Annotated in this window: 8 protein-coding genes and 1 pseudogene; 1 reads left to right on the top strand and 8 read right to left on the bottom strand. The window is 49.1% G+C overall.

Features of this window, described 5'->3' with window-relative positions; all coding sequences use genetic code 11:
* Positions 1-34: 34 nt before the first annotated feature.
* The 7 genes and pseudogenes from H6H02_RS23515 to H6H02_RS23485 form a co-directional block, all read right to left on the bottom strand.
* Positions 35-1,129 (bottom strand): M24 family metallopeptidase, encoded by a 1,095-nt coding sequence (locus H6H02_RS23515; protein WP_190822367.1) that lies wholly within the window; start codon positions 1,127-1,129, stop codon positions 35-37.
* 114 nt (positions 1,130-1,243) lie between these two features.
* Positions 1,244-2,344, bottom strand: a complete 1,101-nt coding sequence (galT, locus tag H6H02_RS23510) for a galactose-1-phosphate uridylyltransferase (protein WP_190822365.1) — start codon at positions 2,342-2,344, stop codon at positions 1,244-1,246.
* Entirely contained in the window at positions 2,256-4,229 is a 1,974-nt protein-coding gene (locus H6H02_RS23505) for a glycoside hydrolase family 2 TIM barrel-domain containing protein (protein ID WP_190822363.1), read from the bottom strand. Before H6H02_RS23505 ends, galT begins: the two co-directional genes overlap by 89 nt.
* Positions 4,230-5,095: 866 nt before the next feature.
* On the bottom strand, positions 5,096-5,518 hold the full coding sequence (locus tag H6H02_RS23500; RefSeq protein WP_190822361.1) for an STAS domain-containing protein: 423 nt from the start codon (positions 5,516-5,518) through the stop codon (positions 5,096-5,098).
* Between the two features lie 72 nt (positions 5,519-5,590).
* Positions 5,591-7,801: a family 1 glycosylhydrolase gene (locus H6H02_RS23495; RefSeq protein ID WP_347342643.1), complete on the bottom strand. Its 2,211-nt coding sequence runs from the start codon at positions 7,799-7,801 to the stop codon at positions 5,591-5,593.
* A gap of 260 nt (positions 7,802-8,061) precedes the next feature.
* Positions 8,062-9,288 carry a UDP-galactopyranose mutase gene (glf, locus tag H6H02_RS23490; protein WP_190822357.1) on the bottom strand — a complete coding sequence of 409 codons (1,227 nt, stop codon included), beginning with the start codon at positions 9,286-9,288 and terminating at the stop codon, positions 8,062-8,064.
* A gap of 283 nt (positions 9,289-9,571) precedes the next feature.
* Positions 9,572-10,810: pseudogene (locus H6H02_RS23485) on the bottom strand (glycosyltransferase family 1 protein); the annotation flags it as partial.
* A 1,457-nt stretch (positions 10,811-12,267) separates the two neighbouring features.
* Between H6H02_RS23485 and H6H02_RS23480 the strand changes: the two are divergent.
* Positions 12,268-13,410, top strand: coding sequence for a WGxxGxxG family protein (locus H6H02_RS23480; protein ID WP_190822353.1), 1,143 nt, complete (start codon positions 12,268-12,270; stop codon positions 13,408-13,410).
* A 139-nt stretch (positions 13,411-13,549) separates the two neighbouring features.
* Here the strand turns inward: H6H02_RS23480 and H6H02_RS23475 are convergent, their stop codons facing one another.
* A complete protein-coding gene (locus H6H02_RS23475) occupies positions 13,550-13,747 on the bottom strand; it encodes an NblA/ycf18 family protein (protein ID WP_190822351.1) in 198 nt (65 codons plus the stop codon).
* Positions 13,748-14,127: the final 380 nt, after the last annotated feature.

Here is a 14,127-nt window from a genome sequence, read left to right as displayed (position 1 = left end):
CACTCTATTGTTGCCCGAATGCTTCGCCCCTACATTACCCAACCTCTAAGGGCACAGGGCGCAATCTTCCGGCTACTTCAACACTGGGAAAATTTGGATCGAAAGTCAAATTTTCCAGTCTATCTTTGAGAAGTACAAAAGTATCCTCAATCTTTGCACCTCGTACACTGGGATTCCAGGCGACAGCCATATTTTCTTCCAAGGTGTCATTAGTCGTCGGATTCGCTACAACTTCTCGCGCCAAATATCCCGTCGTTCCACCTTGATGATGTTCTCGGATGGCATTAGAATATCCGTGCTTTTGATAAACATCAGCTAAAGTGTCATAAACTGCATTCAGAGCGATTCCAGGCTTTAAAAAATTCAAAGCTTCCGCTTCAATTTGACGGACATCACCATGCAATTTGGCGCTTTCATCGGACGAACCGAATGATACAAATCGGGTCAGATTTGCATACAAACCATGTCTTCTCGCGCAAAATACCAGCATCGCTTGCCGCCCAATCTCTTCACCTGTGGCGGTAGCATGACGGTACAGTGGCAAACGTCTCTCGCCTGCTACCAGCGTCAGCGCTGGATGTATCCCCCTCGCCCACAATGCCTCGGCACCCGCACCGGCAAGCTGATATTCTGTCCAATCCGGCTTGGCGGCTTTGAGTACCTCTGTCATCGCTTCACTTGCCTGACGCCCTAACTGGCGATATCGCTCCAGCTCGCTTGGCATCAGGGTTCGTTTATGCTGTTGTAGAGAGGCGGGCAATCGTTTCTCGGCATGAGGAATCGGGCGATCGCTTAAAATCTTCCCTCCATTGGTCGCTTGCTGCACAAAAGATTCACGCGCCGCAGCATCAGCCCAAGGATTCGCATAATGCTGGAAATTTTCGGGAATTTCCTCATCTTTTAACCGCTGCGCTTCGATTTCATCGGTTAATATCCAGGCATCCTCAGCAGTCACTAGCACTTCTGCAATACCCGTTTCAGCCGTCAGCAGTACGGTACTAGAACCGCCAGCAGTCGCCCAGGCGAACCAATCGGTACCGCGCAATCGCAAACCCTGCGCTTCAGCTTCCGTTAAGGCATTTCGGATTAACTCTAATTTCTGAGAGACTTCTTCACTAAGTTGATTCATAACTCACCTCTTACAGCAGGAAATTCCTCCCCCAGCCCCTCCCGGAAACGGGGAGGAAACTGAAGTTTGTGCCCCTTCCCTGCAAACGAAGGGATGAGGGGGTTAAGTTTTGATTCACAATCGCACTGGATTTTCAAGCGTGATCACGACAGCTTGTAAGTCCTTTGCCTTCTCCTCCGGAAGCGCATCATTCGCAAACATTCCTGCGGCTAGTTCGGTTCCCGCCAGGTATTTGAGCCGATCCTGAGTCCGATAGGGAGGATACAACTCTGCGTGCAGGTGTGCTTCTGGATGCGGATTTCCATCGGTGGGTGCTTGGAACCACGCCATCAAGTAAGGGAAAGGACGATTCCACAAACCGTCATACTTGAGAGTGACCGTTTTTAAAGCTTTGGCGAGTCCTTGACGCTGCCTATCTGTCAGATCCACAAATGTAGCGGCGGGCTGAATCGGGGCAATCCAGACTTCGTAAGGGTAACGGGCGAAAGCGGGGACAAAGGCGATCGCTTCCTCATCCAGATAAATAATCCGCTGATTATCCGAAATCTCTTTTTGGATCAAATCTTGCAGCAAACCCCGCTGATGCTCCTGATAATACGCTTGTTGCCTCTCTAACATCCGCGCTGGGACGGGTGGAACAAACGGATAAGCGTAGATTTGCCCGTGGGGATGCTGCAAAGTCACCCCCATTTCGACTCCTTTGTTCTCAAAAGGCAGTACATACTGAATCTGCGGCGTTTCGCCTAAAGCGCGAGTGCGATCGCCCCAAACTTGCAACAATAACTCTAATTGATCCAGTTCCAGGGAACCGAGGGAAGCTTGCGGATCTTGCGTAAAGACCACCACTTCGCACGCGCCGTTTGCTGGGAGAGTCTGCACAATGCTAGCGGGTGGATCGTGTGCCCCCAAAGCCATTGAGGGAAAGCGGTTGTCAAACACCGCCATATCATATTTCCCCTGCGGGAGTTCTGTCGGAAACTGAGGATCTTTGGTAGGTGCTAGCGGATTGTATTCTGGGGGCGGCATAAAAGTCCGCCCCTGACGGTGACTGGCATAAGCAATCCATTCTCCCCGCAACGGATGCCAGCGCAGGTGAGGATTCGCCTGCACTGGCTCATGACTAGGGCTAGTGGCTGTAATTTCCTCCGCAATGGGGAATCTGCTGTATAGAATCAGCTTGCGACCATCCGGCTTCAACAGCTCCTGGGAATACATTGTTTTCTTGCCCCAATGCAGCTTTAACTGTTGTGAGCATAACGTCCTCTTCGTCTTCCTCACCCCTGCCTAGAGTCGCATATGCGATCGCTTCAATGGGGAATTTCGGAGTCCGGTCGGCATATAGCAGTCCGTTCGCTTCTTGGTAGGTATCCGTCAACTGGGTGTAACAAAAACCGCTAAATAACTCGACTCGGTTCACCACATCTAATAGCGCCGTATACCGGATTTGCAGTTCAGAAATATCATGGGAACGCACATATCCCCAAGCTTTTTTATCTTCCCGACCCGCAAAAGCAATGCCGCCAAACTCAGTCAGCATGATCGGCTGCCCTTGATGAGGATAGCCGTCCAGCGTCAGAACGCGCCCACCCGGACGCTGGCGATCGAAGAGGTCTGATAGCTTCACCGCTGGGCCATAGCGTTTTGCTAACCGAGTCGGTTTATTATCGTAGTCGTGGATAGCCAGAATATCAGTTGCCGCACTCTCCCAACCATCGTTACCGATGACTGGACGAGTTGGGTCAAGAGTCTTGGTCAAGTGATACAGTGCTTGGACGCAGTGCTGGTGGGCTGCTGTCGCCGTCAAGTCGGGAACACCCCAAGATTCGTTGAACGGCACCCAGACGACAATGCAAGGATGGCTGGCATCGCGTTCAATAACCTCAGTCCACTCCTTAGTAATCCGTTCCACCGCTTTCGGAGAGAAGCGATAGGCGCTGGGCATTTCTTCCCAAACCATCAGTCCTAGTACATCTGCCCAATACAAGAAACGGGGGTCTTCAATCTTCTGGTGCTTGCGAACCCCATTGAATCCCATTTCTTTGACTAGCTCAACATCGCGCCGCAACGCTTCATCAGAAGGTGCGGTCATCAGCGTCTCAGGCCAATAGCCTTGGTCTAGAACCAGTCGCAGATAGTAGGGACGACCATTGAGCATAAAGCGATCGCGCTGAATTCCCACCGTCCGCATTGCGGTATAAGACTTGATTTCATCTATCAACTCGCCATTAGACCACAACTGCACTTCCGCATCGATCAATGTTGGCTTCTCCGGACTCCAAAGCAACTCGTTGCGGTAGTCGTCAATGCCAGGGTCAGAAAGGGCAATTCGTCGGTGAATCTCTCCGTGGATGACTTCATAGGTATCGTTGACCAGTAACTGGCACCCAACGGTTAGTCTTACCTTTACCTCGAAGCCATCGCACTTCTCACCCGCCACAAAAGCTTCAAAGCCAATCTCCCACCGCTCAAAGTGCGGCGTCCAGCGGATGCGCTCAATATAAGTTGCAGGAACGATCTCTGCCCAAACAGTCTGCCAAATCCCAGTGGTACGTGGATACCAAATACTGTGCGGTTCCAGTTGCCAATCTTGCTTCCCACGGGGTTTCGCCAAGTCCTGGGGGTCGTCTTGCGCCCACAAGGTTATTCGCTGTGGCCCGTCTTCATTAAAGACTGGCGTAATATCGATACTGAAGGGAGTATGTCCGCCTTCATGGTCAGCCATAAATTGACCGTTGATCCACACGCGGGCACGATAATCTACCGCCCCGAAATGAAGCAGCACCCGACCTTCACCCTTGACAATGTTAAATTCCCGCTCATACCAGCAGTTTGGGTGAAATCCCGTGTCGCCAATGCCACTTTTTGCGGATTCGGGAGCAAAGGGAACTTCAATGGTCTGATTCCACTCCGGAATATCTAAGGGTCGGGTTATTTTCCCCTCATCATCATATGTAAACTTCCATTGACCGTTGAGACAAATCCAGTGCGATCGCTGTAACTGCGGACGCGGATAAGCTCTTTCGAGCTGGTCAAAATTAGACAGAGTCGCGCCGCCGGACGCGATATAACAATTTTCCAGCCATTTTCCTAAAGAGTGCATATAGTCAATCTATCCAAGGTTGTATTTCTAGAGTACCCATAAACATCTGACTATTAACTGTTTTTATGGATTTTATATAAAATTGTTCAAATGTCTACACAGTCTGGATTTCAGGAATTCAAGCGTTATTTTGCCCTAGCAAAAATACAAATTAACGACCAGCGCTGTTTGATGCCATTTATAGGGTAAGTAATGCCTATCCTTATTACTACACCCGGTTGATAATCCCCTCAGGATAAATGCCTGTTGCATCTCACGCAACACATCCGACTACTGTGTTATCCGCACTTCAAAATTATAAGTCTCGCCGCGACTCAACTTCCTAATTTTTTATTTGAGTCCCGCTGCGGTAACAGCCTGCATATAATCCTCTATCGGGAATTTAAAAATCATGGCGTGCAGCGAACAATCACTTGAATTGCCTTGAGTCCTGGCTTGGCATCGATTAGCAGAAGAATCCCGAAGACTTTTATTCCACACAAGGGCAGTAAACCCAAATCAATATCCGAATACCGCTGAGGAATTTCCTTCAGTTGTTGCTTCGCAAAGGTATCGCCAGTAATTGAGAGACGAAATGTCGTCTTTCCCGTAGCAGGAACTGGAGCAAACTCCCCATGACGGGCATATATCCATTCTATTTAACTTGTGGGATTGCTAGTGGTTCAGATCCCAATACGGTTCGGTTAGTCAAAAGACGCCAGAATTGTCGCTGTATAGAGACGAGGGTGATCGCGTCTCTACTATGCTGTTTAACAAATCATCTTATCTGAACCGTATTACTTCAAATCCCCAGCTTCATAGGGAAGCCGGGGATCTTGCCTTCACGAATCAATTATGACTGCGAGAGCACGGCTGAGAGTAGCAATTTACCGTGCAGAAGCAGGCTGGATTGGCGAACTGGTAGATTTCAGCTTTGAGGAATAGGCTGACTTTAGCAATGGTTCTGATACAGGGTTAACATTCGGTCGCGCTAAACTTCCTGACTTTTGAAATCCTTCCGACTTATTAAAGGTTTCTAGAACTTGATCTAAACCCGTCATTTCCAATAAAATTCTGACCTGTTCGCTCCTGGAATAAAGTAAAAGTTTGCAACCCGCCGATCTAGTAAGCCTCACGATTGAAACCAGAGCCATTAAGCCAGAACTACTGATAAAGGTGACATTTTTGAGATCGAGGAGAACAAATTTGACTCCCGTATCGATGAGATTCTCAATTTCTTCATGAAACTGAGCTGCTTTAGCGCTATCAAAAATATCTGGGGATTTAACGATTTTAAAAAGAACGTTCATCTTAAAAACCTCAATGGGTAAATAAACTAAGGTGAGCAGTGCCCACCTTAGAGTGGGTTAAAGTACCGATTTTTACAGGGAAATTTTGGATTCTTGGAAGTAGCGGGCGATCGCATTTTCCAGCGACGGCAACAGTACCCCCCGTTCGCTGCCCAAAACGCTGTAGATTGGGCGTGGTGCCAATAGCCTGAGCGCTTGCATGGGACAAGCTTCAATTTGCGTAGTATCGAAACCGGCTTGCTTAGCCGCAAACCGTGCTAAGTCTGCCCAAGAACTCTCGCCAGGGTTGGCAATGTGCCACAAACCACTTTCGCTGTCAATTAAGAGGTCAAGGCTGGTATTGACCAGATCCGGAACGTAGGTCGGTGAAACGACCGAATCTTCTGCCGCAATAAAGGGTTTTCCTGCCGCTAGGGTGCGGAGCGCCATTGTAATAAAGTTGTACTCGTCCCACGGTCCGAAGAAGGCGCTGGTGCGGACGACGAGCGACGAGGGATGAAACTTTAGAACTTGCGACTCAGCTTCCACTTTGCTGCGTCCATACACATTGAGCGGTGCAACAGCATCGCTCTCTACATAAGGAGCAACACCAGTCCCATCAAATACCAGATCCGATGAGAAGGTGAGCAGGGCCACTTTCTGCCTCGCGCAAGCAGCCGCGAGATTTGCCGGACCCACCGCGTTTTCGCGCAGACAAGCATCTGGTTCCCGCTCTGCATCATCTACGCGAACGTATCCAGCCGCATTTACAACCGCCCAAGGCTTGAGTTCAGCCAGTACCCGCTCAACTGAGGCAGGCTCGGCAATATCCAGTTCCTGACGGTTGAGGAGGTGATAGGGTATACCCCGGATGTCGCAAATTCGAGCAAAAGCTTTCCCCAACGTGCCTCTCGCTCCAATAATGGCGAGCGGACGCGGGGAGGAAGAACGAACAGGTGCTGAGGTGCTGAGGTGCTGAGGACTGAGGTGCTTTTCTGGGGTTTTGCGCCCCTGCGCCTCTGCGCTGTTGCTCTCTGCAACGGGTGGGTAGAGCAGTCGCTGGGGTCTGTGCCACCATCCTGGCACATCCAGAAGGGGGTGGTGGGGCATCTCGCCGCGTGCCAACTCGCGCAGCATATGGGCGATCGCAGTTGGGCGGGGTTCGGGCGATCGCAAGTCGAACACCCCAGGCTCGTAATGACCGTTATCTTTTGTCACCAAGCTAGTCCAGTCATAAGAACCGAGGAGCGACCAAGCGGTGATGGCACGCAGGTCAATACCTTCGGAACGCAGACTGGTTGCTGCTTCCCACACCTCTTTGACCCAGCGCAGTTGTTCTTCGCGGGTGCAACCGTGATGGACTTCAGTGACCGCAATTGGCAAGCCATAGCGTTCCCATGTCTCTTTGATCAGCGCGTAGGGTCCGGCGATTCCTTCCGCACGGACTCGCACCGCCTCGACATCTGCGTACTGCTGCCGCCCATTTCCTCCATGCGTCCACTGGGGATAGCGTTCTAGGCGCTCATCCAGAAAGCGATCGCTCGTTAAGTAGTGGTTAATCCCAATGATGTCCGGCGGACAGGGATTTTCTAAAAACCACTCCAGTTCAGCTTCATTAATCCCAACATTACAGAGATATTTCCACATCGGGCGATCGCGATTCAGGCGACCAGACAGCAGATCGATACTCAGCCAGCGACGCTCATTTTCAAACTCTGCTTGGTATGCCAGCTGTGGCGTGCTGAACACCTTGCACAAGTCCTCGGTTTGCACCAGCTTTGCGTTCGGGTTAACTTGGCGAATCGCCTGCATCGAGAGAACCGTGGCGCGGAGTTGCGTCAGCAACGCCTGCAAGAAAGTTAAACTATCCCGACCGTGAGGATACCAGTGACCGTATAATCCGCTAAAGCGGGCTGTCGTGAGCGGCTCGTTGACAGGGGTGTAATTTTCCACCCACGGGTAGCGTTGGGCAACGGCTTCGGCAAACTGGGCAAGTCCAGAAGCAAAGGTGGGATTCACCAGACTTGTATGAAGAGGGCCACTGCCGTGGTGAACTAAACCGACAATGGGACGGATACCCAGTTCGCGCAAACGTCCCAGTCGTTCATCCGCCCAAGACCAATCGGCACTATCTGGGCCATCGGGGGCGGTTAGTTCCCAAAGGATCGGATAGCGGATGGCACGCACACCGAGTTCGGCAAACAAATTCAGGTCGCTTAAGCGCGTTTTGTGACCGTTTCGCTCCAACTGGTTGAAATAGCGATCGCCTACCCGGTTAACGGTACACTCGACTCCAGCCCACATCTCCAATTTTGAGTTTTGAGTTTTGAGTAGGACTTCATGGCGCTGCACTAGAGCGTTTTGACTGAATTCAGAATCGCTAATTATTAATTCTGTATTTAATGCTGCTTTTGTCATGCCTCACCCCCGATTGATTTGTGCATGCAGAGTCAATAGCCCATTCTTCAGGGCTATTGTTTTCGATTGTTTATGACACTAAAAACCACTCGATTAACCATTAGCCATTAGCAAATCACTAATGACTAATGACTAATAACTACTGACTAATGACTCACTGCTTTTCCGTGACCGTTGGTGGTTACAACTTCTGTCTGTGGGCGTTTCTCAACGATTTCATCTAAAGAAACATTCTGGGTGTAGCTGCTTCTCGCTTCTACAGGTTCTAAAACAACTGGCTCACGTTTCGTGCCAATCTGTTTATAAACTGTGAGCGCCTGCGCCACGCATTGATCCATGTTGTAATACTTGTAGGTCGCCAACCGTCCTACAAAATGTACTCCCGACGTTGCATCAGCCAATGCCTTGTATTTCTTGTAGAGTTCGGCATTTTCTGGGCGTGGTACTGGGTAGTAAGGATCTCCCTCGGCCTGGGGGTACTCGTAAACGATGCTAGTTTTACTGTGTTCTTGTCCTGTCAGATACTTGAACTCAGTGATGCGAGTGTATAAATGCTCGTTGGGGTAGTTTACGACTGGCGCTGATTGATGCACAGGCTTGTTGTGCGTTTCATGCTTGAATTCAAGGGAACGGTAGGGAAGCTTTCCATAGCGATAGTCGAAGTAAGCATCCACGGGTCCGCTGTAAATCATTTCGCGGTACGGAATGACTTTCTGAATCTCCCGATAATCGGTGTTCAGCATAATTTTGATGTTCGGGTGAGACAACATCTTCTCGAACATCCGGGTATAGCCGTGCAATGGCATCGCTTGATAGCTATCGGTGAAATATCGATCGTCTCGATTGGTGCGGGTAGGTACCCGTGAGGTGACTGACTTATCGAGATCCGAGGGATCGATTCCCCATTGTTTGCGCGTGTAGTTCCGGAAGAATTTTTCGTACAATTCCCGTCCTACCTTGCTGACAACCACATCTTCACTGGTGCGGATATATTCTTTTTTCTCAGCAACCGAGGCGAAAAATTCTTCGAGTTGAAAGGAAGTGAGACTGAGTCCGTAAAGCTTGTTGACGGTATCGAGGTTGATGGGCATTGGTACCAGTTGACCGTCTACACTCGCCAAAACGCGGTGTTCGTAAGAGCGCCACTCGGTGAACTTAGAAAGGTAGTCAAAGACTTCGCGGGAATTGGTATGAAAGATGTGGGGGCCGTATTTATGTACAAGAACGCCTGCATCATCGTAATGATCGTAAGCATTGCCGCCAATGTGCGATCGCTTGTCAACCACTAGAACCTTCTTGCCTGCCTGACTCGCTAGACGTTCTGCAAGGACACTTCCAGCGAACCCTGCACCCACAATAAGATAATCGAACATTCTAAAAGCCTCGCTTATTTAATAGAAATATGGCGGTAAAACCCTTACGGGAGTAAGGGAAAATGAAACGGCTACCCTTGGGTAGAAAGTAAAAATTGAAAAACTGAAAAGCCAGAAAATCAACCAAAAACCAGTCCTTATTCGCTTTAAGGGGACTGCCTCAGGATGTTTGTTGGGGTTTGTTAACCGAGGTCACTCCTGCACGCTCGCCCAATTCAGACGCTGAAGTTTTGGCAACGCGATCGCGCAATTCTTGAGATACACTCGTGTCGTTCATTACACCCTCAATCAGTTGCATCATCCGCGCCCAAGTGGAATCCCACGAATTCTGCGCTAAGAAAGCATCCACCTGACTCAGCCATGCCGATCGATCGTAATTTTGCTCGACTGCTGCTTCGGCTGCGGCGACGAAATCTGCGACGGTATCTGCAATCTGCACTAAACCCATCTCTCCGTAAGGACGAACGACATCCCGGATCGAGGTAGATACGACTGGCTTCCCAGCGGCGAGGTATTCTGGAGTTTTGGTAGGGCTAATAAAGCGGGTTGACTCGTTACGAGCAAAAGGCAACAACGCTACATCCCACCCACCAAGATATGCAGGCAGTTCTTGATAAGACTTCCCACCCAGATAGTGAAGATTGGGATGTTGGGGCAGCTCTTTGGGGTCTATTTTGACGACTGGGCCAATGATAACCAGATGCCAATCAGGTCGCGCTTGGGCCATGCCACTCAGCAGTTCCAGATCCATGCGCTCATCAATTACCCCATAGAATCCCAGACGCGGGTGGGGAATATTTTTTTGATCTGCTGGTTCCTCTGTCAGAGTTTTTGCTTGTGCAAAGTGCGCTCTCTCGATGCTACTGGGGAAGGCGTGGGCATTCGGGTGCTGGTTGCGCTTGGCTTCGTAAAGGCTCTGTCCGCCTGTAAATACCAAATCTGCACGTTTAAAGAGTTCGGCTTCGCGCTCGATCATCACGGGTGGCGCTCCCTTAAATGCAGATAGCTCATCCATGCAGTCGTAGACAACGACGAGAGGATCTAAGTGATCTGCGATCGCGATCGCCATCGGTGTGTAGTACCACAGGATATACTCGCGGATCTGCGCTTGTGCCAACAAATCATCGAGCATTCCCTTTTGAGCTGCGATGATTTCATCCTCACTCATTCCTTCACTCAAGTGAGGCACCACCACCGAGACACCACTCTCGCGCAGACTAACATCCAGTCGCCAAGATGGATCGGAACTGAACATCGGTTCTTCAATAAAGAATACTCTTCTTTCCTTTGCACAGCGGGTCAAGAGATGTTGCGGTCGTTGGTAGACAAAATCCCAACGCAAATGCGATAGGCAAATGAGCGCCGGTGTATTTGACAAGGAAGTTTGGGAACCATCCGACTGTAATGCTGGAGATAATGCACTTGCTGAAGGAGATTCAAGTGCATCTTTTCTGGAGAACTGTATCTCCCATGCCCCACCACTACTCACACTATTCTTCATCAATTTTTTAGGCTGGGACATAAATAGCCTCAGAGATTTGTAGATTTGATTAAAGCTTTCAGAATCGCCTACCTACACAAAAATAAAGACAAAGTGGAAAACCTTGAACTGAAAAAGCACTTGGAATAAATTTCTAGCTATAACTGCAAAAAGCAGCTAGAAAGCATGTTTTCCTGCCTTGTTTACCTTATTGCGACTCTAAAGCAGTTTTGTTGACTTCGCACTTCTAAGTAATTTATCGGGTTTTATTGCCACTGACTTCTGCCTGGAGAATGAATTTGCTGCCACTGCTTAAAAAATAATTGCTATTGTTGAGTTCTAGCTTCTACCAGAGGAATGACGCGACTTCTTCCTAAAGAATAAATTTAATGTTAAATTAGTTTGTGCTAAATACTACAAAATGCCTACGTATAGGCTTCTAGGGGGAGTAAAGAAGAGATGCGGGTGGATTGCAGGAATACAAAGACATTGCTTCCAAGTAGCAGGATTGTTGTGTCCCTATTCAATGGTTGTAACATCTTTAGTAAGCATGGCACGTAATCCCACGTAACTTGTTTTTCTACGCTTTATCACTTTAGGCGTTTCCATCTCAGGTTGTTTAATAAGAGCCGTGTTCGCCGAAGCTAGCATTTAGCGATCGCTCGAATTGGATTGGGTAAACGCTAAGTAAAAGGCTTATATCGCTAAAGAAAGACGACACTGAACCATAAATTTTATGGTTCATACTGAGCCTTTGGTAGCCAATACAAATGGTTGCGAAGTTTTTTTGCAACTATTTTAATGTTTAAAGTTACAAAAAAAGCAGCTTATTCATGTTTTAAATAAACACATTAATGATTTTTATGTAAGGCGGAGTATTCTTCGAGGAATTGCCTGAAAGGACGTCTGTGCAAAGTGGCTGTAGAGCAGATAGTAATTTCTCTGGGAGGATTAGCGCACCTCCCAAAGGAAGTGATGAATCCTGACTCTGTTTTACAAACTGAGCGTTGAGCGATCGCTTGCTCAGAGAAACTGCAAAGCAGATGAATAAAAGGGGAAAAATAGCCAAGGTAAAGTTAACACCGAAGGAAAAATATTCTCCCCTCGATGACACAGTCCTAACTAATCACTAAGCGTATGTGCTGTGCTATCGAGAGAAGCATAGCATAGCATAGCTCCCGATAGAACTGTTTGTATTCTTAAGCACACACTGGCTTAAAGTAAACTCAATCCTTCAGGGAGAGAAAGGTCTGTTCCTCTGGTAGAAGTAAGGAGAAATGATGGCAGTTATTCTTCTTAAGAGCGATCGCAGCAAAGCCGAATAGCGAAACGCTCTTGGTAATTCCAGATCCGTATTCTAAACCACGATTGCTTTAGATCGGGGCGTCATGAATGAGAAGCATATCTGTCTTTTCAGTTCAGTCGCCCATGAAGTGAACAAGAGCGTTTTTGAATAATAAAAAGTCGCAGAGTTCTAGAGAATAAGAGAAACCACTACGATGAAACCTTCTAATTTGTCCAAAGTTCTTTTTGCAAGTACCTTCGCCCTCACTGTAGCGGCTCTACCCTTAACTCTGCCTTCTGTTGCCCAAACTGGCGGTGGTGCGGGTGGTTCAGCTTCCGGTACTGGTACTGGTGCAGGTGGCGCAACTGGGGGGACGACGGGTGCAGGCGGTGCAACTGCCGGTGCTACAGGTGCGGGTGGCGCAACTGGGGGGACGACGGGCACAGGCGGTGCAACTGCCGGTGCTATAGGTGCGGGTGGTGCAACTGCCGGTACCACGGGCATCGGTGGCGGAACGGCTGGTACTACGGGTGTAGGCGGTGCAACTGGTGGGACTATAGGTGCGGGTGGTGCAACTGGTGGTACCACAGGCATCGGTGGCGGAACTGCTGGGACGACGGGTGCAGGCGGTGCAACTGCCGGGACTACAGGTGCGGGTGGTGGAACTGCCGGTACCACGGGCATCGGTGGCGGAACTGCTGGTACTACGGGCACAGGCGGTGCAACTTCTGGTACCACGGGCATCGGTGGCGGAACTGCTGGGACGACGGGTGCAGGCGGTGCAACTTCTGGTACCACGGGCATCGGTGGCGGAACTGCCGGGACTACGGGCACAGGCGGTACAACTTCTGGTACCACGGGCATCGGTGGAGGTGGCGCAACTTCTGGTACCACGGGCATCGGTGGCGGAACGGCTGGTACTACGGGTGCAGGCGGTGCAACTTCTGGTACCACAGGCATCGGTGGCGGAACGGCTGGTACTACGGGTGCAGGCGGTGCAACTTCTGGTACCACAGGTGCAGGAGCAACTGGTGGGACAACGGGTGCAGGTGGCACTACTTCTGGGACTTCTACTGCTCCTTACGGCACAGTTACAACGCCTGGGGGCGCAACTTCAGGGACTACTGCTGCTCCTGACGCCACAACTACAACACCTGGGAGTACCACTTCAGATACAACTACGGTTCCCGGTAGCACAACTCCCAATGGCGCTACTACAGACACCACTTCTTACCAAGGAGTTCAGTCTGAAAGACGCGATCGCAACTCCAGTTGGGGCTGGCTAGGCTTGCTGGGTCTAATCGGTCTAGCTAATCTGTTCCGCAAGCAGAACCATGACCCTGCACGTCAGCGTTAAACCAAGGCGTGTAAGTATTTAAAAACCAAAGCTAACAACAAAGCCCTGGCTGTAAACCAGGGCTTTACTGATATATATGTAATTTTTCAAAGTTTAGGAGAGTTTACGCGATCGCTTTCAAGCTTTACATCTTCAAGCTTTACACAGATCCTAGAATTGAATCCAGTCCCCATTGATGCTTCAGCAGGTTCTGATAGATATTGTCTCGAATTATCATCTGCTTGTGTAGCTGGAGCAAAAATTGTTGAGCTTGCTCGCGAGACATATGCTGCACTTGATCTGCAAAAGAAATTAGGCTAAATTCTTGCTCTAAAGACAATTCAATTGGACGTTCCATAATATTCTCCTGTGCCCACCTAGGGCAAAATTAGAGTTAAGTAATTGATATGTGTCTGAAAATGAAGCTAAATGAACCGTTTATTTAAACTTCTTTTGTTGCCTGACAATTACAAAATATCATTTTCAACTTTATAGCTTCCTCTGTCACCCGGTGTAACTTTAATTTCCTTGAGAAATAATCCGATAGATTTATTCAAGAAGGATTAGCAAAATCTCTATACCAATCCTATTGAAGTTGTGCGCGAGTATTCGCCTTAGTGAATGTAAGTAGCTAGGATGATTTAAACCTAAAACGCTCCATCGTATACCCACCTTGTTCACTTCGTGATTCCATGCCCTCCATCACAGCCAGGGCTAAATCATATTCATTGTCAAACA

The organism is Coleofasciculus sp. FACHB-1120, from assembly GCF_014698845.1.
Classification (GTDB): Bacteria; Cyanobacteriota; Cyanobacteriia; order Cyanobacteriales; family FACHB-T130; genus FACHB-T130.
This window is presented reverse-complemented; position numbering and strand designations above follow the sequence as displayed.